The organism is Novosphingobium arvoryzae (assembly GCF_014652615.1).
GTDB classification, from domain to species: domain Bacteria; phylum Pseudomonadota; class Alphaproteobacteria; order Sphingomonadales; family Sphingomonadaceae; genus Novosphingobium; species Novosphingobium arvoryzae.
In genome coordinates this window covers 1-25,996 of record NZ_BMZD01000005.1, presented here as the reverse complement: position 1 = coordinate 25,996, position 25,996 = coordinate 1, and the positions used below count along the sequence as shown (strand labels likewise).

Genomic DNA, 25,996 nt, shown 5'->3' with positions numbered 1-25,996 from the left:
GGTTGGTTAATCGATGCATAACGCCCGCACGCTATGCGGTAGCCCAAACAGCACAAGGTAAAGCGAAAAGTAATGCACATTTTGGTTACCGGCGTTGCCGGCTTCATCGGCTTTCACCTTGCCCGGCATTTGCTGGCGCGCGGCGACATCGTGATCGGGGTCGATAACCTCAACGATTACTATCAGGTCAGCCTGAAGCAGGACCGGCTGGCCGCGCTTGCCGCGGCCGGAGGCAACCGCTTTGCGTTCCACAACCTCGACTTTTCCGACATGGCGGCGCTGAACGCCGCGACTGAGGGCGCGCGGATTGACCGGATCGTGCATCTGGGGGCGCAGGCCGGGGTGCGCTATTCGATCGAAAACCCGCATGCCTATGTGCAATCGAACCTGGCCGGGCACCTCAACCTGATGGAGCTGGCGCGCCACCGCGCAGTGGAACACCTGGTCTATGCCAGCTCGTCCTCGGTCTATGGCGGCAACACCAAGCTGCCCTTCGCGGTGGAGGACCGGGTGGATCACCCCGTTTCGCTCTATGCCGCCACCAAGCGCGCGGACGAGCTGATGAGCGAAACCTACGCCCACCTGTTCCGCCTGCCGCAAACCGGGCTGCGGTTCTTCACTGTCTATGGCCCGTGGGGGCGGCCCGACATGATGCTGTGGAACTTCACCAACCGCATCCTGACCGGCCAGCCGATCCCGGTGTTCAACCACGGCGACATGTACCGCGACTTCACTTATATCGACGACATCATCGCCGGGGTCGTCGCCTGCCTCGATAATCCGCCGCCCGACGACGGGCTGGAAAAGGCCGGCGGCAGCGTCAAGCCGCACCGGCTCTACAACATCGGCAACAGCCGCAGCGAACACCTGATGAAAGTCGTCGGCCTGCTGGAAGAAGCCTGCGGCCAGAAGGCCGAGATCGAATTCCTGCCGATGCAGCCCGGCGACGTCCACAAGACCTATGCCGATATCAGCGCGATTCAAGCGGACCTGGGCTATGCCCCGACGACCGCCATCGAAGATGGCGTGCCAGAGTTCGTGCGCTGGTACCGGGATTATCACGGGGTGTAGGGGAAAAGGCGATCAGGGCGCTTGCCGGGGCGCGCTGCATCGGTAATCACACGGCCATGACGATTCTCAGTGACCGCTGGATCCGCAATGAAGCCCGGCATTCGGGCATGATCGAACCGTTCGTGGAACGGCAGCAGCGCGACGGCTGCATCAGTTATGGCCTGTCATCCTATGGCTATGACGCGCGCGTCGCGGATGAGTTCAAGGTGTTCACCAACGTCCATTCGGCGGTGGTCGATCCCAAGAACTTTTCCGACAACAGCTTCGTCGACATGAAGACGGACTGCTGCATCATCCCGCCCAACAGCTTTGCGCTGGCCCGCACGGTCGAATATTTCCGCATCCCGCGCGACGTGCTGGTGATCTGCCTGGGCAAGAGCACGTATGCCCGCTGCGGGATCATCGTGAACGTCACCCCGCTGGAGCCGGAATGGGAAGGCCACGTGACGCTGGAATTTTCCAACACCACCCCGCTGCCCGCGAAGATCTACGCCAACGAAGGGGCCTGCCAGTTCCTGTTCCTGCAAGGGAACGAACCGTGCGAGGTCAGCTATGGCGACCGATCGGGCAAGTACATGGGCCAGCGCGGGGTTACCCTTCCCCGCCTGTAAGCAGGAGCAGCGCCAATGACCGCCCCGATGTTCGACCAGTGGCGCGCCCGATCCCCCTATTACGACGACAGCCACGAAGCGGTGTGCGACACCGTCCGCGCTTTCGTCGCGCGGGAAATCACCCCACATGTCGATGAATGGGAAGCCGCCGGGCAATTGCCGCGCGACCTGCACAGGAAGGCCGCCGCAGCTGGCGTGCTGGGACTGAACTATCCGGAGGAATTCGGCGGCACCGGCAGTGCGTTCGATCTGTTTCACAGCCTGGTCCAGACCGAGGAGCTGGCCCGTCCCGGCGCGGGCGGCATCTGCGCCTCGCTGATGACCCACGGCATCGGGCTGCCGCCGATCCTGGCGATGGGCAGCGCGGAACTGCAACGCCGAATCGCGCCGGATGTGCTGGCGGGCGATAAGATCATCGCGCTGGGCATCACCGAACCGGGCGGCGGATCGGACGTCGCCAACCTGAAGACCCGCGCGGAGCGCAAGGGCGCGGCCTACATCGTCAATGGCGCAAAAACGCTGATTACTTCGGGCGTGCGCGCCGATTACATCACGCTGGCCGTGCGCACCGGCGGCCCCGGCATCGGCGGCATATCCTTGCTGCTGGTGGAAACCGACCGCCCCGGCGTATCGCGCACCGCGCTGGCCAAGATGGGCTGGCATTCCAGCGATACCGCGACGATCCATTTCGACGATGTCGAAGTTCCGGCCGAAAACCTGATCGGCCCCGAAAACGGCGGGTTCGCCGGTATCATGCGCAATTTCAACGGCGAACGGCTGGGGATGAGCCAGCAGGCCAACGCCTTTGCCCGGATCTGTTTCGAGGATGCGCTGGACTGGGCGCGCCAACGGGAAACCTTCGGCCAGCCGCTGATCCGCAACCAGGTGATCCGCCACAAGCTGGCCGACATGGTCCGCCGGATCAGCGCAACGCAGGCCTGGATCGACCAGTGCGCGTGGAGCGTGCTGAACGACAAGGCCTTCCCCGGCGATTTCGCGCTGCTGAAAGTGCAGGCAACCCAGACGATGGAATTCTGCGCGCGCGAAGCCTGCCAGATCCTGGGCGGGGCCAGCTTTGTCCGGGGCAGCCGGATCGAGCGGATCTACCGCGAAGTGCGCGTCATGGCGATTGGCGGAGGCAGCGAGGAAATCATGTTCGACCTCGCCAGCCGGCAATACAAGTTCTGAGCGCCTCCCCGGACCAAAGGCTGCCGTAGCGTCAGCGCAATTCAGTTCGACATTGCCACCGAACTGTGGCGTTCTGCCGCCAACCCGGACCGGCAGATTCGGGACAATGGAGAGCTTTTCAATGAACAAGACGGACCGTCCGTTCGATATCGTGGTCTATGGCGCAACCGGCTATACCGGGCGCCTGGTGGCCGAGTATCTGGCCCACCACTATCAGGGGAAAGGCCCGAAATGGGCGATGGCCGGACGCAGCGCGGCCAAGCTGGCCGAAGTGCGCGACCTGATCGGCGCGCCCGCCGATACTCCGCTGATCGTCGCCAATTCGGATGACCCGGCCAGCATGAAGGCGCTGGTGGAGCAGACCCGCGTGGTCGTCACCACCGTCGGCCCCTACCAGCTTTACGGCGAACCGCTGCTGGCCGCCTGCGTCGCGGCCGGCACCGACTATGCCGACCTCTGCGGTGAGCCGGTATGGATGCGCCAGATGGCGGACAAGTATCACGCCGCCGCCAAGGCGTCGGGCGCGCGCATCGCGTTCTCGTCCGGGTTCGATTCGATCCCGTTCGATCTCGGCGTGTTCATGTTGCAGCAGGAAGCCAAGGCCCGGTTCGGCACCCCGGTCCCGCGCGTGAAGGGCCGGGTGCGGGCGATGCAGGGCGGCTTCTCCGGCGGCACCGCCGCCAGCCTGACCGCAACGCTGGCCGCGCTGGGCAAGGACCCCAGCCTTGTCCCCTACATGGTCAGCCCGTTCGGCCTGACCCCCGGCTTCGAAGGTCCGCCCCAGCCCAAGGGCGATGCGCCGGAATTCGACGAAGCCGTGGGCAGCTGGTGCGCACCGTTCATCATGGCGGTGATCAACACCAAGAACGTCCACCGCACCAACTTCCTGCTCGGCCATCCCTATGGCGCGGACTTCGTCTATGACGAGATGCTGATGACCGGCCCCGGCGAGCAGGGCGAGGCGATTGCCAAGCATGTCGCCGCCACGCCGATGATCGGCAACCCCGACGATCCCAAGCCCGGCGAAGGCCCGACCAAGGAAGAGCGCGACAACGGCCACTACGATGTGCTGTTCGTGGGCGAATACCCCGATGGCCGCACGATCCGCTATGGCGTGAAGGGCCGCTACGATCCGGGCTATGGCTCGACCAGCCGGATGATCGCCGAAACCGGGATCGCGCTGCTGAGCTGCACGGCCGAGGGCGCGATTGCCACCCCCGGCGCGCTGCTGGGCGAGGCACTGGTCCAGCGCCTGCGCGACCACGCCGAGATCACGTTCGCGGCGGAAGGCTGACCATGGCGGACAACGCCACCGTGGTGCGGGATTTCATCGCCGCATGGTCGCGCCTCGACGTGGAGGAGCTCGTCGGCTTCTTCACCGAGGACGGCATCTATCACAACATGCCGATCGAGCCGGTGCAGGGCCACGCGGCCCTGCGCCAGTTCATCGGCGCGTTCGCGGGCGGGTGGAGCAGTACCGATTGGGAAGTGCTGAACCTGCTCTCCGCCGGGGATGTGGTGATTGCCGAGCGGGTTGACCGCACCGTGGCGAACGGCAAACCGGTGGACCTGCCGTGCTGCGGCGTGTTCGAGTTGCGCGAAGGCAAGATCGCGGTGTGGCGCGATTACTTCGACATGGGCACCTACACCCGCGCGCTGGCGGGCTGAAGGGCAGTCTGGGGCATGGCGCGATGGCTCCCCGCCGCGACGGGCGAATGGCGCGAAGGCTGGCGCATCGTGCTGGGCTGCGCCCTCGCCTCGGCCACCGGGGTGGCGCTGCTGTTCTTCACGTTCAGCCTGTTCCTGCTGCCGCTGGCGGCGGAACTGAACGTCACGCGCGGGCAGCTGGGGATCGTCCAGGCGCTGATCATCACCGCCGCGCTGGGATCGCCGGTGATCGGGCGGATGACCGACATCTACGGCTTTCGCCCGGTCTATTTCGCCTGCACGCTGATCGTCGCGACCATCCAGGTCACGACCGCGCTGCTGGGCAGCACGATCTGGCACATGGCGATTTCCATCGCGCTGACTGGGTTCTTCAGCGTCGGCAGCACCGCCGTCGCCATCACCCGCCCGATCAGCGCGCACTTTCGCGTTCACCGGGGCAAGGCCTTGGGGCTGGTCGCGGTGGGGGCCTCCGTCACCACGATCTTCATGCCGCCGATCCTGCAGGAAGTGCTGGACGCCTATAGCTGGCGCGGCGGGTTTATCGCGCTGGCGGCGATCTCGGTCTGCATCGGCATCCCCTCGGTCGCGCTGCTGCTGCCGCGCAATGCCGGACGCGCCGGCAGCGGCGTGGGGGCCAAGTCCCCGCCGCCCGACTATGGCTTCATGAAAGTGCCGGACTTCTGGTTCATGACCCTGTCCAACGTCGCGATGTCGACGGCCACCGCCGGGGCGGTCAGCCAGATGTCGCCGATGATCCAGGAAGAAGGGATCAGCGCCGCCACCGCCGCGCTGGCGCTGTCGGTCTATGCCGCCGGGCAGTTCGCCGGACGGCTCGGCGGCGGCTGGCTGCTTGACCGGTTCGAGCCGCGCCGGGTCGCGTTCCTGCTGACGCTGGTGCCGGGGATGGGCTTCATCGTCCTGCTTCTGACCACCGGCCTTGCCCCTGCCGCACTGTTCGCGGCGGCAATGATCGGGCTGCAGCAGGGGGCGGAACTGGACATCTTCGCCTACTTCGTCAGTCGCCGGTTCGAAGTGGCGAAGTATGGCACGGTCTATGGCGCGCTGGTCGGGATCGGGTGGATCGGCAACGCGGCGGGAATCATCGGCGTCGGTCTGCTCCACGATGCGACCGGCAGCTATGCGATCTGGCAGGCGTTCGGCGCCGTGGCGCTGCTGGTCGGTGCCCTGCTGATCCTGCCGGTGCGCCTGCCCGCGCGGGAGGAACCGGCCTGACGGCGCCCCTTGCGCGCGGGGCGCGGGCGGCGCAATAGCGCGGGCCATGTCCGACACAGATCCCGTCCGCGTCGCCGCGCTGTACCAGTTCACGCCCTTCTCCGATCCCGCCGCGCTGCGCGAACCGCTGCTGGCGGTGTGCGCGGCGGCGGGGATCAAGGGCACGCTGCTGCTGGCGGGCGAAGGGATCAACGGCACCATCGCGGGAACCGAGGCCGGGCTTGCCGTCGTACTCGATCACATCCGCGCTCTGCCGGGCTGCGCCGCGCTGGAAGTCAAATACTCCGAAGCCCCCGCCATGCCGTTCCAGCGGATGAAAGTGCGGCTGAAAAAGGAAATCGTGACGCTGGGGGTAGAGGGGATCGACCCCCTCGCCAGCGTTGGCACCTATGTATCCCCGCATGACTGGAACGCGCTGATCGCGGACCCCGACACCATCGTGATCGACACCCGCAACGCCTACGAAGTCGCCGCCGGGACGTTCACGGGCGCCATCGATCCCGGCACCCGCAGCTTCCGCGAGTTTCCGGACTGGTTCCGCGCCAACCGCGAGCGCTTGCTGGGCAGCGGCTCCCCGCCCAAGGTCGCGATGTTCTGCACCGGCGGCATCCGCTGCGAAAAGTCGACCGCGTTCCTGAAGGCGGAAGGGGTGGACAGCGTATTCCATTTGCAGGGCGGCATCCTCAAATACCTGGAAACCGTGCCTGCCGAGGACAGCCTGTGGCAGGGCGAATGCTTCGTGTTCGATGAGCGCGTCACGGTCGGCCACGGCCTGACCCCCGGCACTTATGCGCTGTGCCATGCCTGCAACCAGCCCGTGAGCGCCGAAGACCAGGCCTCGCCCGACTACATTCCCGGCGAAAGCTGCCCCGCCTGCGCGTGATCGGGACTTGTTCCACTATCGTGGAAGCATCACCGCCCCACTCCCCCGGCCCGACCACCCACACTGTATCCTATCGGGTGGTCGGGCCGGGGGAGTGGGCCGGTGATGCCCTGTTGCCGCCTCGCTGCAACAGATTCGAGTCCAGTTGGCGCAGAGGCGCTTTCCCGGTAAGGGGCGCGAATGCTGCGCCTGTCCGGACTGTCCCTGCCGCTTGACCATCCCCCCGAAGCGATTGCACCCGCGATCTGCGCGCGGCTGGGCATCGCGGTGGATGAACTGCGCGGCTATACCCTGTTCAAGCGCGGCAACGATGCCCGCCGCAAGAGCGCGATCCTGCTGGTCTATACCTTCGACGTGGACGTGGCCGACGAGGCCGCCGTGCTGGCGCGCTTCCCCAATGACAAGGATCTGCGCCCCACGCCGGACATGACCTGGCACCCGCCGGTCCGCGCGCCGGAGGGCTGGTCGGGCCAGCGCCCGGTCGTGATCGGTGCGGGGCCGTGCGGGCTGTTCGCGGGGCTGGTGCTGGCGCAGATGGGGTTCCGCCCGATCATCGTCGATCGCGGCAAGGTCGTGCGCCAGCGGACCAAGGACACCTGGGGACTGTGGCGGCGGTCAGAGCTGAACCCGGATTCCAACGTCCAGTTCGGCGAAGGCGGCGCGGGCACGTTCTCTGACGGAAAACTCTATTGCCGGGTCAAGGACCCGCGCTTCCTGGGCCGCAAGGTGCTGGAGGAATTCGTCAAGGCCGGTGCGCCCGACGATATCCTGTACGAAGCGCACCCGCACATCGGCACGTTCCGGCTGGTGACGATGGTGGAAAGCCTGCGCGCGACGATCGAGGAACTGGGCGGCGAATACCGCTGGGAAACCCGCGTCGACGATCTGGTGCTGGACCGCCTGCCCGATGGCCGCCAGCGCCTGCGCGGGCTGCAACTGGCCGATGGCAGCTTTCTGGAAACCGACCACGTGGTGATGGCGGTCGGCCATTCCGCGCGTCCGACCTTTGAAATGCTCCACGCGCGGGGCGTGCATATCGAGGCGAAGCCGTTTTCCATCGGGGTGCGGATCGAACACCCGCAAAGCTGGATCGACGAAGCGCGCTTCGGCAAGTGCGCCAGGCATCCGATCCTGGGCGCGGCGGCCTATAGCCTGGTCCATCACTGTTCGAACGAACGCACCGTCTACAGCTTTTGCATGTGCCCCGGCGGGCGCGTGGTCGCCGCGACGAGCGAGGAAGGCCGCGTCGTCACCAACGGGATGAGCCAGTATTCGCGCGCCGAATTCAATGCCAATTCGGGCTTCGTCGTCGGGATCGACCCGGCGCGCGATTACCCGGACGGGCCGCTGGCGGGGATCGAATTCCAGCGCAAATGGGAATCGCTGGCCTATCAGGCCGGCGGCGGTGCCTATTTCGCACCGGGCCAGCGGGTCGAGGATTTCCTCGCCGGACGGCCCTCGACCGCACTGGGCAGCGTGACCCCCAGCTACAAGCCCGGCGTCACCCCGACCGACCTGGCTGCCTGCCTGCCCGACTTCGCGGTCGAGGCCATGCGCGAGGCGCTGCCCGTGTTTGGCCGCCAGATCCGCCGCTATGACGATCCCGACGTAGTGATGACCGGGGTTGAAACCCGCACCTCCTCCCCGATCCGCATCACGCGCGGCAAGGATTTCCAGAGCCTCAACGTCGAACGGCTGTTCCCGGCGGGCGAAGGCGCGGGCTATGCGGGCGGCATCCTGTCTGCCGCGATTGACGGGATCAAGGTGGGCGAAGCGGTCGCGCAAAGCATCATGGCGCAATGAGCGCCGCCCAATTCGACGCTATCGTGCTCGGCGCGGGCGCGGCGGGAATGATGGCGGCGGCCACCGCTGGCCAGCGCGGCAAGCGGGTGCTGCTGTTGGATCACGCGGACGAGCCGGGCAAGAAGATCCTGATTTCGGGCGGTGGGCGCTGCAATTTCACCAATCTTGGCACCGCGCCGGACCGTTACCTGTCTGCCAACCCGCACTTCGCCAAGTCCGCGCTGGGGCGTTTCAGCCCGCAGGATTTTCTAGCGCTGGTCGAACGCCACGGCATCGCCTGGCACGAAAAGACGCTGGGGCAGCTGTTCTGCGATGGCTCTGCGCGCCAGATCGTCGCCCTGCTGGTGGAGGAATGTCGCGCGGGCGGCGTAGCTCTGGCGCTGGGCCAGTCGGTCAGCGCGGTAACGCATGCCGACGGACAGTTCAGGGTGAGTGCGGGCGGGCACGATTACACCGCTCCCGCGCTGGTGCTGGCCACGGGCGGCCCCGCGATCCCCAAGCTCGGCGCCACCGGGTTCGCCTATGAACTGGCCCGCCAGTTCGGCCTGTCCGTGGTCCAGCCGCGCCCCGCGCTGGTGCCGTTCACGCTGGGCGCGGACGAAGCGCTGTTCCGCGAGCTGTCGGGCGTGTCCGCCGAAGTCGTGGTGCGCTGGAACAAGGTCCGCTTCCGCGAAGCTGCCCTGTTCACCCACCGGGGGTTGAGCGGCCCGGCGATGCTGCAAATCTCATCCTACTGGCAGCACCGCACGCCCATCGGCGTGAACTTCCTGCCCGATGCCGCGCAAGGCTGGCTGACCGACCTGAAACGCGCGCGCCCCAAACTGGCACTGCACAACGCGCTGGCCCTGCCCGACCGACTGACGAGCGCGCTGCTGGACCGCACCGGGATTGGCGGCGAACTGGCGGGCCTGACCGACAAGGCGCTGCGCGCGCTGGAAAGCAAACTGGCCGACTGGCAATTCATGCCCAGCGGCACGGAAGGTTTCGCCAAGGCGGAAGTGACGGCGGGCGGCATTTCCACCGCCGACCTGTCATCGCGCACGATGATGGCCAGCAAGGTTCCGGGGCTTTATGCCATCGGTGAGGCGGTCGACGTGACCGGCTGGCTGGGCGGGTATAATTTCCAGTGGGCCTGGGCGAGCGGCTGGGCGGCTGGGCAGGCGATTTAAACCGCCTACCAACACCCCAAAACGGACCTCACCCACATCCGTCACCCCGGACTTGATCCGGGGCCCCGCTTTTGTGGAGAGCGCGTGCGAAAGCAACTGGATCCCGGATCGAGTCCGAGGTGACGTTAACGCGGATCTCAATTCACCACGTAATAGTCGATCACCACCGAATCCGGCTTGCGAATGCCGCGCGCGACGAAGGCGTGACGCTGCATCCAGTCGAGCGGGCCGCCGTTCACCTTGAAGTTCGGCGTGGTGCGGAAATAGTAGAGCGAGGGGTCGACTACCTCGCCCCGCGCCAGCTTCTCAACCACCTCGACCGAGGCGACGCGCACGCCGGGGTTGGTGACTTCGATCACGGTGCCATCGGCGGATTTCAGGAAATAACGCGCCTCTACCTTGGTCAGGCCTTCGGGCATGATCGTCTGCCAATCGCCACCCCCGGCCATGACCGTGCCTTGCAAGCGCGGACCATAGACCTCGCCGCCGCGAATGCCGATGAAGCGGCGGCGCCCGCCGTCGACCGTGCCCACCTCGATCGGGGGATCGAGATCGGCGCGGATCGAGAAGACATAAGTCAGCGTCGGCGCGGGCGCGGCTGCCCCCGGCGGAACCTCGGCCTGTGCCGCCCCGGTGAGGGTTGCAAGAGCGAGGGCAGCGGCGGTCAGCAGGTGCTTCATCGGCGGTGCCTCTCAATCAGATCGGGAAATGGCCCGGCTGGGTTTCGACCGTGATCCACCGGGTTTCGGTGAAGCTGTCGATCCCCTGCTTGCCGCCGAACCGGCCATAACCCGATGCGCCCACCCCGCCGAACGGCATCTGCGCCTCGTCATGCACGGTCGGGCCGTTGACGTGGCAGATGCCGGACTGGATCTGGCGGGCAATGGTCAGCCCCTTGGCAATGTCGCGCGTGAACACTGCGGCGGAGAGGCCATACTGGGTGTCGTTGGCCAGTTCGACCGCGTGGGCCGCATCGCGGGCGCGGATCATGGCCACGACCGGGCCGAAGCTTTCGTCGCGGTAGAGGTTCATCTCCGCCGTCACGCCGTCGACCACAGTCGCGGGCATCAGCACCGATTCCGCCGGGCCGCCCGCGATCACGCTGGCACCCTTGGCGGCGGCATCCGCGATCAGCGCGTTGACGTGGTTGACCGTCTTCTGATCGACCACCGCGCCCAGCGGGGTCGTGCCTTCGCGCGGGTCGCCGGTCGCCATGCTGGCGGCCTTGGCGGCAAAGCGGCGGGCAAATTCATCGGCCACCGCCTCGACCACGATGATCCGCTCGGTGCTCATGCAGATCTGGCCCTGGTTCATGAACGCGCCGAAGGCGGCGGCCTTCACCGCTTCGTCCAGATCGGCGTCTTCCAGCACGATCAGCGGGGCCTTGCCGCCCAGTTCCAGCAGGCACGGCTTGAGGTGCTCGGCCGCGCGCTTGGCGATGATCCGGCCAACCCCGGTGCTGCCGGTGAAGTTGATCCGCTTCACCTGCGGCGCATCGATCAGCGCGCCGACCACTTCGGCGGCATCTTCCGGTGCGTTGGTGACGACATTCACCACGCCTTCGGGGAAGCCCGCTTCGGCAAATGCCTCGATGATCAGGGCGTGCGTGCGGGGGCAGGTTTCGCTCGCCTTCAGGATCACGCTGTTACCGCAGGCCAGCGGCACCGCGATCGCGCGCACGCCCAGGATGATCGGCGCGTTCCACGGGGCGATGCCCAGGATCACGCCGACCGGCTCCTTCAGCGCCATGGCCAGGCAGCCGGGCTTGTCGGACGGGATCACTTCGCCCGCGATCTGCGTGGTCAGCGCGGCGGCTTCGCGCACCATCCCGGCGGCGAGGCCCAGGTTGAACAGCGCCCAGCCCCTGGTCGCGCCGATTTCGCCCATCATCGCCTCGACGAACGCGTCGGCCCGCGCTTCGAGCGCGGCGGCGGCCTTCATCAGCACCGCGCGGCGGGCATTCGGCCCCTGCGCGGCCCAGGCCGGGAAGGCGGCAGCCGCCTTGGCGGCAATGGCGGGAATATCCGCCGCCTTCATCGCCGGAGCGGACGAGGCGACTTCACCGGTCAGCGGGTTGAGGCGCGTGAATTCCATGGCAGCTCTCCTTTGTTGTTATGAGGCATAACAATGAGAGCCGCCATGGGCAAGGGCGATTGCGCGCCGCTGGCGCGGCACCATCAAACGTCGAGGTTGGCCACGTTCAGCGCGTTTTCCTGGATGAAGTCGCGGCGCGGTTCGACGATGTCGCCCATCAGGCGGGTGAAGATCTCGTCGGTCACGTCGGCGTCCTCGACCTTCACCTGCAGCAGCGCGCGGTGTTCCGGGTCGAGCGTGGTTTCCCAGAGCTGTTCCGCATTCATTTCGCCCAGCCCCTTGTAGCGGGCGATGGACAGGCCCTTGCGGCCAGAAGCCAGCACGGCTTCGAGCAGTTCGGACGGGCGGGTGATCTGGTCCTTGACCGCTGCGGGGCGGACGGCCGCGCCCTCGTCCTCGGCCACCTCGGCGGCATCCGGTTCCGCGGCTTCCTCGACCGCGGCGGTGGCGCGGACCAGCCGGACCGGGCTGGCATAGACTTCCACGTTTTCGGCCGCGAGGCGCGAAAGCTTGCGCGCTTCGGCGCTGATCAGGAACGCGGCGTCGATCGGATAGGCATCGGTCACCCCGCGCCACAGCCGCTTGACCATCACGGCGCCTTCGGGCGTCAGTTCTGCGGTCCAGGTCGCATCGCGGTCCCCGGCGTCGAGCCAAAGTGCAACTCGCGCCAGCGCGGCTTCGCGGCCTGCGCGGTCCAGATCGGGGCCGAGCACCCCGGCCATGGCCAGCGCCTCGACAATCGCGGGATCATAGCGGCTGGGAACGAAGCCCATCAGGCTGCGCATCCGCATCGCGTGATCGACCAGCGCTTCCAGATCCTTGCCGCTGCGCGCGCCGCCGGCGGTTTCCAGCACGCGGCCCGCCAGACCGGCTTCGACCAGGTAGCGATCCAGCGCGGCGTTATCCTTCAAATAGACTTCGCTGCGTCCCTTGCTGACCTTGTAGAGCGGCGGCTGGGCAATGAACAAATGGCCCGCCTTGATAATTTCCGGCATCTGGCGGTGGAAGAACGTCAGCAGCAGGGTGCGGATATGCGCACCGTCGACGTCGGCGTCGGTCATGATGACGATCTTGTGATAGCGCAGCTTCTCGATGTTGAATTCATCGCGAATGCCCGTGCCCATCGCCTGGATCAGCGTGCCGACTTCCTTCGAGGAAATGATCCGGTCAAACCGCGCGCGCTCCACGTTCAGGATCTTGCCCTTCAGCGGCAGGATCGCCTGATAGTGGCGATCACGGCCCTGCTTGGCACTGCCGCCCGCGGAGTCCCCTTCGACCAGGAACAACTCGCACTTCGAAGGATCGCGTTCCTGGCAATCGGCCAGCTTGCCCGGCAGGCTGGCGATATCCATCACCCCCTTGCGACGGGTCAGTTCGCGGGCGCGGCGCGCCGCTTCGCGGGCAGCGGCGGCATCGATGATCTTGCCGACGACCTGCTTGGCATTGGCGGGATTTTCCTCCAGCCATTCGCTCAGCCGGTCGGCCATCAGGCTTTCCAGCGGCTGGCGCACTTCGGAGGACACCAGCTTGTCCTTGGTCTGGCTGGAGAACTTCGGGTCTGGCAGCTTGACCGAAACGATCGCGGTCAGCCCTTCGCGCATGTCCTCGCCGGTCAGGTTGACCTTTTCCTTCTTCAGCAGGCCGGATTTCTCGGCATAGCCGTTGAGCGTGCGCGTCAGCGCGGCGCGGAACGCGGCCAGGTGCGTGCCGCCATCGCGCTGCGGGATGTTGTTGGTGAAGCACAGGACGTTTTCGTAATACGAATCGTTCCACTCCAGCGCGACATCGATGCCGATGCCGTCGCGTTCGGAGCTGATCGCGATCGGATCGGGCAGCAGCGCGGTCTTGTTGCGATCGAGATACTTCACGAAGGCCGCGATCCCACCTTCGTAGAACAGGTCGTGCTCCTTCACTTCCTCGCCGCGCAGGTCGCGCAGCAGGATGCGAACGCCGGAGTTCAGGAACGCCAGTTCGCGGTAGCGATGCTCAAGCTTGTCGAAGTCATAGGTCGTGACGTTCTTGAAGGTCTCGTCCGAGGCGAGGAAGGTCACGCGGGTGCCCTTCTTCCCTTCGGGCGCGGGGCCGCGCACCACCAGCGGGGCCACCGCGTCGCCATGGGCGAACTTCATCCAGTGCTCTTCACCGTCGCGCCAGATGGTCAGCTCCAGCCATTCCGACAGCGCGTTCACCACCGAAACGCCCACCCCGTGCAGGCCGCCCGACACCTTGTAGGCGTTGTCGTCGCTGGTATTCTCGAACTTCCCGCCCGCGTGGAGTTGGGTCATGATCACTTCGGCGGCGGACACGCCCTCTTCCGGATGGATGCCGGTGGGAATGCCGCGCCCGTTATCCTCGACCGAAACGGAGCCATCGGGGTTGAGCTCGATCAGCACCAGGTCGCAATGCCCGGCCAGCGCCTCGTCAATCGCGTTGTCCGAAACTTCGAACACCATGTGGTGCAGGCCAGAACCGTCATCGGTATCGCCGATGTACATGCCGGGGCGCTTGCGCACCGCATCAAGGCCCTTCAGGACCTTGATCGAATCCGCGCCATAGGAATTGGTGTTCGGGGTGTTTTCGGGTGCTTCAGACATGGCAAGGCTATAGGCAAAGCCCCCCCGAAACCCAAGCCAAACCGGCGCGCGACCGCGAATTTTTCCCCAAGGTTGGGCATTTCGGCGCGAATGCGATACCACGCGCCGTGATGACGTTGCCCGCGCCCACTTTCGACGACCTGACCGGCCGCACGCTCTATGGCGAAGGGCTGGACGACGCCGGGATCGCAGCATGGTTCGCCAGCGAGGAACAGGGCTATTTCGAGCTGACCGGCGGCGCTCGGGAAAACCCCACGGGCGCGGTCCATCGCCACCACGCACTGCGCCATCTGCCGCCCCGGCGCTATGCCACCGCCCTGGCGCTGGGCGCGGCGGATGGCGGGGAATACGGGGTGTTCGCGGGCCAGGTGGACCGCTTCATCGCGATCGAACCGGGACGCGGGTTCTGGCGGGATCGCATCGCGGGTGCCCCGGCCGAATACCGCATGCCGACCCCGCGCGGGACCATCGACCTGCCGGACGGAGCGTGCGACCTGGCGTGCAGCTTTGGCGTGCTGCACCATATTCCCAACGTCTCCGAAGTGCTGGCCGAACTCGCCCGCGTGCTGCCCCCCGGCGCACCACTGATCCTGCGTGAACCGATCGTCTCGCTGGGCGATTTCCGCCGTCCCCGCCCCGGCCTGACCGCCCACGAACGCGGCATCCCGCGCGCGCTGATGGACCGGATGCTGGCCGAGGCCGGGTTCACCGTGCGAGCACGCTCGCTTGCCGGTTTTCCGGGCTTGCAGCAAATTGCCCGGCGGCTTGGCCTGCGGCAGGTGTGGGACAACCGTGCCTTCGTGCTGGCGGATGCCGCCGCATCGTGGCTGATGGCATGGAACGCGCGCTACTGGCGGCCGCGCCTGTGGGACAAGGCCGCACCGACGATGGGATATTGGGTTGCGATTCGGGACCCTCTTCCCTCGACGCGCTAAAGCTGCTCAAACGGGCGGCACGTTTTCACGCTGACAGAAGGTAGCCCCGATGCGCACGATCCTGACCGCCCTGCTCGCCACTTCGCTGCTGGGCGGCACCGCCGCCGCACAGGATGGCGCGATCCGCGCCGATCAGGCCGAATTCCGCGCGCTGTACAAGGAGCTGGTGGAAACCAACACCACCCTGTCGGCCGGTAGCTGCACGCTGGCAGCAGAGCGCATGGCCGCCCGCCTGAAGGCGGCAGGGATGACGGACGATCAGGTCAAGGTGATGTTCACCAGCGACCATCCCAAGGAAGGCAGCCTGGTCGCGATCTATCCCGGCACGTCGAAGAAACTGAAGCCGATGCTGCTGCTGGCGCATATCGACGTGGTCGAAGCAAACCGCGCGGACTGGACCCGCGATCCCTTCACCCTGATCGAGGAGAACGGATACTTCTATGCGCGCGGCGCGGCGGACGACAAATCGCAGGCCGCGATCTGGACCGACACGCTCGTCCGCTTCGCCAAGTCGGGTTACAAGCCCAAGCGCACGATCAAGATGGCGCTGACCTGCGGCGAGGAAACGAGCGGCGCGTTCAACGGGGCGGAGTGGCTGGCCAACAACCAGCGCGAGTTGATCGATGCCGCCTTCGCCCTCAACGAAGGCGGCGGCGGGCGCTCTGACGGCAAGGGCAATCTGCTGGTCCAGACGATCCAGGTCGGCGAAAAGGCCTATCAGGACTTCACCCTGACCACGACCAACCCCGGCGGCCATTCGAGCCAGCCGGTGCCGGACAACGCGATCTACGTGATGGCCGATGCCATCGCCAAGGTCCGCGACTATCGCTTCCCGCTGGAATTCAACGACACCACCCGCGCCTTCTTTGCCAAGGCCGGGGCGCAGCGCGGCGGGGAAACGGGCGCGGCCATGCAGGCGCTGGTCAAGAACCCGGCCGACAGCGCAGCCGAAGCCATCGTCAACCAGGACAAGATGCTCCATTCGATGCTCCGCACGACCTGCGTCGCCACGCTGGTTGACGGGGGCCATGCGCTCAACGCGCTGCCGCAGACGGTAACGGCCAATGTCAATTGCCGGATGTTCCCCGGCCGCACGGCGGAAGAGACCCAGGCCGCGCTTGAACGCGCGATCGGCAACCCCAAAGTCAAGGTGGAACAGCGGGTGAAGGGCAAGCCGATTGCCAAGGCCCCGCCGATGGATCCGGCGATCATCGGGCCGATGGAGCAACTGTCGGCCAAGCACTTCCCCGGCGTGCCGGTGATCCCCAACATGGCGACCGGCGCGACGGATGCGCTTTACCTCGCCGCGGTTGGCATCCCGACCTATGGCGTCCCCGGCGCATGGGGCGATCCCGACGGCAACGGCGCCCACGGCCTCAACGAGCGGATCGGGGTGAAGTCGCTCTATGCCGGGCGCGATTACCTGTTCGATCTGGTGAAGACACTGTCGAGCAAGTAAGTCTGGCGAGCAGGCAGGCCCGAACGACAACAGTCAAAGGCCGTCCGTGCCGGTGGGGCGCGGACGGCCTTTGCTGTTTTGGGAGTGCTGCTGCTCCGGCGCTCAGGCGAGCGTGGCGGAGAACATCAGGCCGCTGAAACCAGCAGCGGCGATGAACGGCAGCACTGCGACGATAAGATTGCGCATCGTGTGCCTCCTGGGTTGTACATGCGAAGCGTTGTTCGCAGTTGCAACATAACTATTATGGTAGAGATTGCGAGTGCAAAGGGCGTAACACTTGTTGCGTTTTATGCAACTTGTCGCCGGTCGGGCAAAAAGGGTCCTGATCTGCAATTCATCGTTGCAGCCACCGGGCAAGCCGCGCCATGACAGCACAAACAGCAAAACTTGAGAGGCGTGCCACCCCATGACCAGCAACCCCGCTGCCCTGCTTGATGCCGAATTCGGTTCGTTCCCCGGCCTGATCGCCGCCTGGGGTGAATATCGCGGGGATGCCGAAGCGCTGTTCGATGGCACGACCTCGCTGTCCTGGCGCGAAACGGCGGACCGGGTTGAGCGGATCGCTGCGCGCCTGCAGGCCGATGGGCTGGAACGCGGACAGGCGGTGGCCATCCTGGGCACGACCACGGTCAACTACGCGCTCATCTACCTCGCCGCGATTCGCGCCGGTGGTTGCGCCGCCCCGCTGACGACCAGTGCCAGCCCCGACCAGCTGGCTGGAATGGCAAGGGATTCGGGCGCGATCCACTTGTTCATCGACCGGGCCAAGCTGACCGAGCTGGGCGATTTCAAGCTACCCACTGCCAACCAGATCGTGATGGACGAGGAACTGGACAGCTTCATGGCACCGCCGGGCGCGCAGGCCATGCCGTTCGAACCGCACGAGAACGATCCGCTCAACATCATCTACTCTTCCGGCACCACCGGCATTCCCAAGGGGATCGTCCACAGCCACGGCATGCGCTGGCGGCAGATGACGTTCCGCGCCGCGCTCAACTATGGCACCGACAGCCGGACGCTGACCTCGACCCCGCTGTATTCCAACACCACGATGGCCGTGTTCCTGCCGACGATGTATTCGGGCGGCTGTGCCTCGCTGATGGGCAAGTTCGATACCGAAGGCTGGCTGAAGCGCGCGCAAGGCGAACGCATCACCCACACCATGCTGGTCCCGGTGCAATACCGCCGCCTGATGCAGTTCGAGCACTTCGACGATTACGACTTGTCCTCGATGCGGATGAAGTATTGCACCTCCGCCCCCTTCCCCGCCGACCTGAAGGCCGAAGTGCTGGCGCGGATGCCGGGCGGGCTGATCGAGATCTATGGCATGACCGAAGGCGGCGTGGCCTGCATCTTCCCGGTGCATGAACACCCGGACAAGCTCCACACCGTGGGCCGCCCCGCCCCCGGCCACTTCCTGAAAGTGCTGGACGAGCACGGCAACGAAGTCCCCCCCGGCGTCGCCGGCGAACTCGTCGGCAAATCGCCCACGATGATGCTGGGTTACAAGAACCAACCCGAAAAGACCCGCGAAGGCTATTGGATAGATCCCGCCGATGGCAGCACCTGGCAGCGCATGGGCGATGTCGGCCGGGTCGACGAGGACGGCTTTGTCGAGCTGGTCGGCCGAACCAAGGACGTGATCATCTCCGGCGGCTTCAACATCTTCCCGATCGACCTGGAAATGGAACTGGCCAAGGACGACCGGGTGGTCGAAGCGGCGGTGGTCGGGATTCCATCCGACCAGTGGGGCGAAACGCCGGTCGGCTTCGTCGTGCTGAAACCCGGCGTGGGCGAGGACCAGCTGGAAGACATCCGCACCGTCACCAACAGCCGCCTTGGCAAGACACAGCGCGTTTCCGCGCTCCATGCCATTGCCGAAATGCCGCGCAGCCACATCGGCAAGCTGCTCAAGACCGACTTGCGCGAAATCGCGATCGCCCGGTAGGCGGTCTGGCGCGGTTCAGCGGGGCATGGCGGCCGGTCGGTGCCGCCTTGTCCCGTTATGCCACCCTTGAAAAGCGCCACGCGCGCCCTTGCCACCGCGCGGCGGCGTCTTTATCGGCCAGACATGACCATCCAGCCCTCCGACTCCATCCTCATTGTCGATTTCGGCAGCCAGGTAACCCAGCTGATCGCCCGCCGGGTGCGCGAAGCCGGGGTCTATTCCGAAATCGCCCCGTTCAGCCACGCCGAAGCCGCCTTTGCACGGATGCAGCCCAAGGGGATCATCCTGTCGGGCGGGCCGGCCTCGGTTCTGGATGAAAACGGCCCCCGCATTCCCGACGCGATCCTGAACAGCGGACTGCCGATGCTGGGGATCTGCTATGGTCAGCAGGCCCTGATGCACCAGCTGGGCGGACAGGTCCTGCAAGGCGACGCCGGCGAGTTCGGCCGCGCTTTCATTGATATTTCCGACACTTGCGTTCTGTTCGACGGGCTCTGGGCCGAAGGCGAGAAGCACCAGGTGTGGATGAGCCACGGCGACAAGGTCACCGCGCTGGCACCCGGCTTCCGCCCGGTCGCAGCCAGCCCCGGCGCGCCGTTTGCGGTCATCGCCAATGACGAAAAGCGCATCTACGCGATGCAGTTCCACCCGGAAGTGGTCCACACGCCGGACGGGGCCAAGCTGCTCAAGAACTTCGTCCGCCACGTCTGCGGGCTGGCCGGTGACTGGACCATGGCCGAATTCCGCAAGACCAAGATCGCGGAAATCCGCGAGCAGGTCGGCAGCGGCAAGGTCATCTGCGGCCTCTCGGGCGGGGTCGATTCGGCCGTCGCCGCCGTGCTGATCCACGAAGCGATCGGCGACCAGCTGACCTGCGTGTTCGTGGACCACGGGCTGATGCGCATGGGCGAGGCGGACCAGGTCGTCAGCCTGTTCCGCGGACACTACAACATCCCGCTAATCCACAAGGACGTTTCCGCGCTGTTCCTGGGCGGGCTGGCCGGGGTGACCGACCCCGAAGCCAAGCGCAAGTTCATCGGCAAGACTTTCATCGACGTGTTCGAGGCCGAAGCCAAGCAGATCGGCGGGGCTGAATTCCTGGCGCAGGGCACGCTCTATCCCGACGTGATCGAAAGCGTTTCGTTCACCGGTGGTCCGAGCGTCACCATCAAGAGCCACCACAACGTCGGCGGCCTGCCCGAGCGCATGAACATGAAGCTGGTCGAACCGCTGCGCGAGTTGTTCAAGGACGAGGTCCGCGAACTGGGCCGTGAACTGGGCCTGCCGGATGTGTTCGTCGGTCGCCATCCGTTCCCCGGCCCGGGCCTGGCCATCCGCATTCCCGGCGAAGTCACGCGTGAGCGCTGCGATGTGCTGCGCAAGGCCGACGCGATCTATCTGGAGGAAATCCGCAACGCTGGCCTCTACGATGCGATCTGGCAGGCGTTCGCCGTGCTGCTTCCGGTCAAGACGGTCGGCGTGATGGGCGATGGTCGCACCTATGACAACGTCTGCGCGCTGCGCGCCGTGACCAGCACTGACGGGATGACGGCTGACATCTATCCGTTCGACGCGGCGTTCCTGAGCCGGGTGGCGACGCGGATCATCAACGAGGTCAAGGGCATCAACCGCGTGGTTTATGACTATACGTCAAAGCCGCCGGGTACGATCGAGTGGGAGTAGTTCATACTCCAAAAGTAACGCATTTCTGAGATTTATAAGTTTCACATAACTTTCACATCGCAGAAAAAAGCGTTGCCCTTCAGTGCCACGCCTCATAAAGTTGCACACGAACTTTCACACTGAGGACGCTATTGCGTTTCGTAGTGTATGTGAGTTCTAACGTGCAGCTTGGGGGCGCTGATGGTCTCGAAGAAGAAACGCTTTGGTGAGGATGAGATTGCCATCTTTGATGATGGCTGCATCTACAAGCGTGGCGACTATTGGCACTTTCGCTTGTGGCTTAAAGCTGAGAACAAATATGCCCGTAAGAGCTTAGGCACCACCAATCGAGCTACTGCTCTCGAACGTGGTAAGACCTTCTACCTTGAGCTTCTAGGCAATCAGCAGATTGGCAAAAAGTACTTTTCTTTGAATGCGAAGGAAGGCGTAAGGCTCTTTCTTGAACATCGAGAGAAGGACATTGGCGTTGGGCATATCGTCAAAGGACGACATGGTACGATCACAACGCATCTCAATCATTGGCTCGACTTCATAGGTCGAGATACGAAGCTGAAGGATTTGGGGCGCACAGCTTGCGAGAACTACTTCAGCGAACGCATCGCCAAAGCGAAGCGTCAACTTGCTCATTCAACTCTTCACAATGAGCAAGGCACCATTAACAGCATGATGAAATACCTGTTTCGTCACAACGAAGTGATGGTCGACTCTTTCGATTTCCCCAAGCTCAGCACGTACAAGATCGATTCAAATCGCATCAAACGTCAAACTTTCAGTCCTGACGAGTACAACGCATTCACAGCAGCAGCGAGAAGGTACGCTTCGAAGACGAAAAACAAACTCGACGAAAACGAGTGGAAGATGCGTCAGATCATGCGTCATTATTTCATCATCGCTGCTAACTCAGGACTTCGTTCAGGTGAGCAGCAGCAGCTTCGATGGTGCGACGTTGGCTTGGAGAAGTATGAGAAAGGGCAGAGTTATCTGCACACATTGCTAGCTCGTATCTATGTCAGAGACAAAACCTCGAAGGTCAAAGAATCAAGAGAGTTTCTGTGTCGAGGTGGTTATTATTTTCAGCGTCTGAAGGAGCTTTTCCCTCCTGAAAGCGAGACTGATCTGATCTTCAGCATCGATGGGAAAGCGAGACTGTCGAATCGTGCTGTAGGCTATCACTTCGACAAGATTCTCGAGGAAGCGAAGATCACTGATCGCAAAGCGAGGCATGTCGTACCCTACAGCTTGCGCCATTTCATGGTCACGCAGCGTGTGATGAGCGGTCTATCGTTTCAGCAAGTTGCAGAGATGATTGGCAGCAGCGAGTATCAGATTGGAAAGGTCTACTTTCATCTCAACGATGAGCGTCGATTTACGAATGCGACAGCAGATTACGTGCGTGACGAGAACGGCAGAATAACGCCCATCTGATCATCCCTGACTCAAACTTTTGAGTTTCTGAGCATCGCTAAATACTCTCGATAGGAGAGTGCGATGGACACTGAGATTGACGATATCGAGGAGCTGAAGCGTTGGCTTGCAGTAGCTCTGCAGAAAGCTGCGAAGTCAGATGCTGAGCGACTGAAGCTCTACATCGATCTGATGCTCGTTGGTGCAGAGCAGTTCACAGGGATTTTGCAGAACAAGTGCGCTGCTCTCGCAAAGCAGTGTCGTCCACGAAAAGCTAAACCACCAAAGCCTGCTCCTCAGAGCATTCCTCAGAAGCAGCACGACAAGCAAAGCAGCACAGATAACCCTGATAGTCAGAAAGACTCTGAGGGACGCTCACAGGGGCAATCGAGTATAGGGCAGGGCATTCAGCAGGCTCTGAACGCAGCGCCTACACCACAATCACAGCAGCAACAGCTTCGTCGTCAGATATATGGGACGCAGAACAAGGACGTTGCGTTTCGCAAGGCTGCGAATGTTATTGCGTCTTGAACCGCGAAATACGCAACGAGCTATTTTTCATCAATCTGAGCGAGGGAAATCGTAAATCCGCAGCGACCGCTAGAGTTTAGCGTGAACTCTTGGTAGCGTTTGAATAAACCTCCAAGATGTGCATCGATTTCCTCTTGCGTGTAATCAAGCGAGCCCACGCAGTTGTAACCATGAGATGAAGCTCGTGCGTTTGCTTCGTCACCATTGTCTACCCCAAAAAAGACATTCATGATGCCTTCGCCGCGTTTCTCGAGGAACTGCGAAACTGCACTGTCTTTTTCTCGTCCTGGCATAGGCGCGCAAAGTTCGATTCCTGCATCCCAAGCTATGGCAACCTTGATTCCAAACGGTGCTCCCGTCCAGTCTGCATCCATGAACGTTGCGCCTAGCAAATCTGCATACTGCTGCTTGGCTTTCTCGATATCATGCACCGCGATCATGATGCGGTTCACGCCCCTTATTCCCATTTCAGCTTCCTCCCCCTGATATCATATTCAAAGCTAACGATAGAAAGTGAAGCGATCAAGGGAGCTCCTTGTCGTGCATCTTGTTCCACGAGATCCTGACACGTGCACATGATCGCTTCCTTTCTTAAAGTTTGAGTTTTGCTCAGATTGCGTTGACAGCGTTGGCGAGCTGACAGTCAGTTATGGAAATGTAGATCGCAGTCGTCTGAATCGATTGATGACCCATGAGATGCTGAATCGTTTTGATGCCCACGCCCTTCTCGTGAAGCGCAGTGCAAAAGCTGCGTCGACCACTGTGACTGCTCGTCTCGATACCTGCGCTCTCGTAGATCGCTTTCAGCCTGGAGCTGAGCGACACATTGCTGAAGTGACCTCCAGTGCGAGTGCTGCGAATGAACGCTCTGCTGTCGTCTAGCTGCTCGATCTGAGCGAGATAGGTGTTCAGCAGCTTTCGAAGCTCGTCGCTGAGAAAGACACGTCGAGATCGATTGCCTTTCGTCTGGTGCTTAGTGAGATGAATGACTTCTACTGAGCGACCATCGATCCCTCGAACGTCGCCAATCTTGAGTGCTGCGATTTCGCCAATCCGCATCCCTGCTTGAATGCTGAGAGCCAAGCTCACTTTGTCACGAAGCCCATTGCTCGTGCAGTCAGCCATTCGCATGACCCTCTTTATCTCATCACGAGAGAGAACCTTTGCACGAGCCATTTTGCCATTTCCTCATAAACATTTCCTACAAATCGCATGATAAGTTTATGAGTAACTTATTCCTACCGAAATCTAGCCATATCTAAATCGTGTATTTCCAATCACCTCTTTGGGCGATGTGAACTTTTACATAAAAGTTCACCGACTACGGCTATACCATTGAGATCGAACAGGTCTTCTCTGATCCCCTTTCCGTAGGAACGTCGCCTTGATGAAAATATGCTGAGTACAGCGGAAAAGTTCATCAAGAGGCGGTTGCAATGGCCAAGGCTAAGGTGCTCACCAAGGACGAAGTGCGTCGTGTGCTGCGCATTGCGGAGACGCTCAATCATGGGCAGCGCGACAAGCTGGCATTGGCGCTGAGCATCATGGGCGGCATGCGTGTAGGTGAAATTGCTGCGCTCACTTTGGGCGATGTGAGGGGCATTGATGGCCGGGCGGTGGACATCATTCACCTCGCCAAGCACCAGACCAAAGGCAATCGGTCACGGCGTGTTTTTGTCGGCGACGAGCTGCGCCGGATTTTGAGCATTTTCTTGGGACACTCAAAGGAATTGCCCGACGCAGCGCCCTTGATCGCCAGCTCCCGCACTGGTCGGCATATGTGCACCGTCACGCTGTCGACGAGGCTCAAATCCATTTACCGCGCAGCGGGCATTGATACGAGCAGCCATGCAGGGCGGCGCACGTTCGCAACACGGAAGAATGAGCTGGGCATTGGTATGGCCACGATCCAGCAGCTCATGGGCCATTCCTCGATCCAGACCACGGCGCTCTACTGTCATGTCAGCGACGAGCAGCTCAGGAATGCGGCGAATGCGGATTGATGTTGATCCATCACCGAGTTTATCGGTAGAAAGGCATCGAAGCGTTCCAAAATAGTATGCTCGGCTCGCCCCATCGATTCCGCGCTGGGGGCATTCTGGTCAGTTTTATGAAGGTAGGGGGCCACCATCACGCCAATAAGCTAACTTTGGCGGGAGTGAGTGGAGAGGCGTTCTCCCGCTTCCCCGCGTCTGGCCTCATGATAAACCCGGCCACAGCCGGAGATAGTCAATCTAGGACGCGATAGCCAGAAAGTGACAAATCCTCGATAATTTATGCTTCATCCATGATTGAGCAGAAGCGTCGATGCAGCTCTTTTCTCCTAGTCTTGCGGACAGCAACTTTTTTAGGTATTTACTTTAGCATGGTACAAAAAATTGTCCTGACGCCGGATCATATTGAACTTTTCAAATCGTTCCGGTTTCTGGCCGCTTGGCGGCCTAGCGCAAGTTCGTACTTGAACAATCCTGACATCGGCTGGCTGAAGCCGGGGCTACAATTGACCTTCAATGCGTCGATAGAGATCGAGCCTTTTAGTGCGATCTACACTTCCACCTACCACCCTGGACCTGGATTGTCCATCCAGCACGGTCTTTGTTCGATCGGTTCGTGGAGCTACAGCTATTCAGCTTTACCAGAAGGCATGAAGGTTGGGCGGCACTGCTCAATAGCTCCGCGTTTGAAATTTTTAGACTCTCAGCACCCTGTTGGCCGCGTAAGTACAGGGCATATTTCATGGAGGCATAACGCCCTACTTCAGCTTGCCGAACAGGATTGCGGCCCCCGCTTCAAGGCAGAGCACTTTGACATCATGGGCGGTAAATCCTACCCAAAAATTGGTCACGATGTATGGATCGGCCAAGATGTGGTTCTTAGTATGGGGATTACGATAGGCCATGGGGCCATCGTGGCTGCAAACTCTTTGGTAACGAAAGATGTTCCACCATTTGCTATTGTCGGCGGCAATCCTAGTAAAATAATTCGGTTTAGATTTCCGGATGAAGTCATTGAACGTCTTCTTGCGTCAAGCTGGTGGGACTATGACTGGCGAGATTTCGCTGATATTCAAATGAATAATCCCGAAGAGTTTTTATCAGCCTTTGAAGAGCGTCGTCTAAACATCATGCCCTACCGGCCTTCGACCCTCAAGCTTCCGGAAGCACTAAAATGACTGCCACGAGGTGAAAAGATCATCATCGATCAGCAACAGATTTGGCGGAGCAATTAGTTTTGCACTTGCGCGGACGAGGCATGTCTTGCTTTTGCGTTTTCGTAATCGTATTGCGACGCTGAGTAGTATTCGGCCAACGACGCATTCCTATCATTATCTTGCCATGAAATGCGCCGCAGCGGCGAGCTTTCGAGGCGGCGTTATGAAGGCAAGAGGTGATTTCAAGTCCCTCGTCGATTTGGCGTTCAGAGTGAACGATAAGCAGATTGACTTCGATCAAGCTGTGGGATTGTTCCGCCCGATGTAGTTTTCAGTGAGAAAATGGCATGGCGCAATGCTCCCAAGCGCCATGCCACCAAGGTGGCTGCACGTTGGCAAAACCGTGCAGCTAGGTTTTATGTTATGGTTCAGTAGGCGCGATCCTCGTCACCGCTGTCCGGCAGCTTGCCATGGCGGAGGTTGGCGAAGGGGGATTAACGCAATTCGTCCCAATAACGCCCGCTATCGCCGTCATCGAAGGTCTGCGAATGACGCAGCCGGTCGAAGGTCG

Annotated in this window: 21 protein-coding genes and 1 pseudogene; 17 read left to right on the top strand and 5 right to left on the bottom strand. The window is 62.6% G+C overall.

The annotated features are described in order from the left end of the window. Positions 1–72 precede the first annotated feature (72 nt). The 9 genes from IE113_RS11065 (at position 73) to IE113_RS11025 (ending at position 9,626) form a co-directional block, all read left to right on the top strand. Positions 73–1,071: a GDP-mannose 4,6-dehydratase gene (locus IE113_RS11065; RefSeq protein ID WP_189541452.1), complete on the top strand. Its 999-nt coding sequence runs from the start codon at positions 73–75 to the stop codon at positions 1,069–1,071. Between the two features lie 56 nt (positions 1,072–1,127). Beyond that, entirely contained in the window at positions 1,128–1,682 is a 555-nt protein-coding gene (gene dcd, locus IE113_RS11060; protein WP_189541450.1) for a dCTP deaminase, read from the top strand. A 15-nt stretch (positions 1,683–1,697) separates the two neighbouring features. Continuing rightward, on the top strand, positions 1,698–2,870 hold the full coding sequence (locus IE113_RS11055; protein WP_189541448.1) for an acyl-CoA dehydrogenase family protein: 1,173 nt from the start codon (positions 1,698–1,700) through the stop codon (positions 2,868–2,870). A gap of 121 nt (positions 2,871–2,991) precedes the next feature. Further along, entirely contained in the window at positions 2,992–4,164 is a 1,173-nt protein-coding gene (locus IE113_RS11050) for a saccharopine dehydrogenase family protein (RefSeq protein ID WP_189541446.1), read from the top strand. A gap of 2 nt (positions 4,165–4,166) precedes the next feature. Beyond that, complete coding sequence (locus IE113_RS11045) at positions 4,167–4,538, top strand: nuclear transport factor 2 family protein (protein ID WP_189541445.1); 372 nt, start codon at positions 4,167–4,169, stop codon at positions 4,536–4,538. A 15-nt stretch (positions 4,539–4,553) separates the two neighbouring features. After that, positions 4,554–5,771, top strand: coding sequence for an MFS transporter (locus IE113_RS11040; RefSeq protein ID WP_189541443.1), 1,218 nt, complete (start codon positions 4,554–4,556; stop codon positions 5,769–5,771). Between the two features lie 46 nt (positions 5,772–5,817). Continuing rightward, positions 5,818–6,654 carry an oxygen-dependent tRNA uridine(34) hydroxylase TrhO gene (trhO, locus tag IE113_RS11035; protein ID WP_189541441.1) on the top strand — a complete coding sequence of 279 codons (837 nt, stop codon included), beginning with the start codon at positions 5,818–5,820 and terminating at the stop codon, positions 6,652–6,654. 180 nt (positions 6,655–6,834) lie between these two features. Next, the gene (locus IE113_RS11030) at positions 6,835–8,457 is read left to right on the top strand and encodes an NAD(P)/FAD-dependent oxidoreductase (RefSeq protein ID WP_189541439.1); all 1,623 of its coding nucleotides are present in this window, start codon (positions 6,835–6,837) and stop codon (positions 8,455–8,457) included. Continuing rightward, on the top strand, positions 8,454–9,626 hold the full coding sequence (locus IE113_RS11025) for a BaiN/RdsA family NAD(P)/FAD-dependent oxidoreductase (RefSeq protein WP_189541437.1): 1,173 nt from the start codon (positions 8,454–8,456) through the stop codon (positions 9,624–9,626). Before IE113_RS11030 ends, IE113_RS11025 begins: the two co-directional genes overlap by 4 nt. A 137-nt stretch (positions 9,627–9,763) precedes the next feature. Here IE113_RS11025 and IE113_RS11020 read toward each other — a convergent pair whose 3' ends face one another. The 3 genes from IE113_RS11020 to gyrB form a co-directional block, all read right to left on the bottom strand. Further along, entirely contained in the window at positions 9,764–10,306 is a 543-nt protein-coding gene (locus IE113_RS11020) for a DUF3237 domain-containing protein (protein WP_189541434.1), read from the bottom strand. 16 nt (positions 10,307–10,322) lie between these two features. Continuing rightward, the gene (locus IE113_RS11015) at positions 10,323–11,720 is read right to left on the bottom strand and encodes an aldehyde dehydrogenase (RefSeq protein ID WP_189541432.1); all 1,398 of its coding nucleotides are present in this window, start codon (positions 11,718–11,720) and stop codon (positions 10,323–10,325) included. An 83-nt stretch (positions 11,721–11,803) separates the two neighbouring features. Continuing rightward, positions 11,804–14,314, bottom strand: coding sequence for a DNA topoisomerase (ATP-hydrolyzing) subunit B (gyrB, locus tag IE113_RS11010; protein WP_189541431.1), 2,511 nt, complete (start codon positions 14,312–14,314; stop codon positions 11,804–11,806). A 110-nt stretch (positions 14,315–14,424) separates the two neighbouring features. Between gyrB and IE113_RS11005 the strand changes: the two genes are divergently transcribed. The 6 genes from IE113_RS11005 (at position 14,425) to IE113_RS10980 (ending at position 22,274) form a co-directional block, all read left to right on the top strand. Beyond that, positions 14,425–15,249 carry a class I SAM-dependent methyltransferase gene (locus IE113_RS11005; protein WP_189541429.1) on the top strand — a complete coding sequence of 275 codons (825 nt, stop codon included), beginning with the start codon at positions 14,425–14,427 and terminating at the stop codon, positions 15,247–15,249. Between the two features lie 49 nt (positions 15,250–15,298). Next, on the top strand, positions 15,299–16,708 hold the full coding sequence (locus IE113_RS11000; RefSeq protein ID WP_189541426.1) for a M20/M25/M40 family metallo-hydrolase: 1,410 nt from the start codon (positions 15,299–15,301) through the stop codon (positions 16,706–16,708). Positions 16,709–17,114: 406 nt separating this feature from the next. Next, a complete protein-coding gene (locus tag IE113_RS10995; protein ID WP_189541424.1) occupies positions 17,115–18,656 on the top strand; it encodes a class I adenylate-forming enzyme family protein in 1,542 nt (513 codons plus the stop codon). A gap of 123 nt (positions 18,657–18,779) precedes the next feature. Next, on the top strand, positions 18,780–20,339 hold the full coding sequence (guaA, locus tag IE113_RS10990; protein ID WP_189541422.1) for a glutamine-hydrolyzing GMP synthase: 1,560 nt from the start codon (positions 18,780–18,782) through the stop codon (positions 20,337–20,339). Positions 20,340–20,519: 180 nt separating this feature from the next. Beyond that, positions 20,520–21,764, top strand: a complete 1,245-nt coding sequence (locus IE113_RS10985; RefSeq protein WP_189541419.1) for a tyrosine-type recombinase/integrase — start codon at positions 20,520–20,522, stop codon at positions 21,762–21,764. Between the two features lie 63 nt (positions 21,765–21,827). Next, the gene (locus IE113_RS10980) at positions 21,828–22,274 is read left to right on the top strand and encodes a hypothetical protein (RefSeq protein WP_189541417.1); all 447 of its coding nucleotides are present in this window, start codon (positions 21,828–21,830) and stop codon (positions 22,272–22,274) included. Between the two features lie 20 nt (positions 22,275–22,294). Here IE113_RS10980 and IE113_RS10975 read toward each other — a convergent pair whose 3' ends face one another. Beyond that, complete coding sequence (locus IE113_RS10975) at positions 22,295–22,726, bottom strand: VOC family protein (protein ID WP_189541416.1); 432 nt, start codon at positions 22,724–22,726, stop codon at positions 22,295–22,297. Between the two features lie 157 nt (positions 22,727–22,883). Then, positions 22,884–23,450 (bottom strand): tyrosine-type recombinase/integrase, encoded by a 567-nt coding sequence (locus IE113_RS10970; RefSeq protein WP_189541414.1) that lies wholly within the window; start codon positions 23,448–23,450, stop codon positions 22,884–22,886. Positions 23,451–23,710: 260 nt separating this feature from the next. Here IE113_RS10970 and IE113_RS10965 point away from each other — a divergent pair, with 260 nt between their 5' ends. Together IE113_RS10965 and IE113_RS16495 are read left to right on the top strand one after the other, a co-directional pair. Beyond that, positions 23,711–24,277 carry a tyrosine-type recombinase/integrase gene (locus IE113_RS10965; RefSeq protein ID WP_189541412.1) on the top strand — a complete coding sequence of 189 codons (567 nt, stop codon included), beginning with the start codon at positions 23,711–23,713 and terminating at the stop codon, positions 24,275–24,277. An 836-nt stretch (positions 24,278–25,113) separates the two neighbouring features. Next, positions 25,114–25,446: pseudogene (locus IE113_RS16495) on the top strand (CatB-related O-acetyltransferase); the annotation flags it as partial. Positions 25,447–25,996 lie beyond the last annotated feature (550 nt).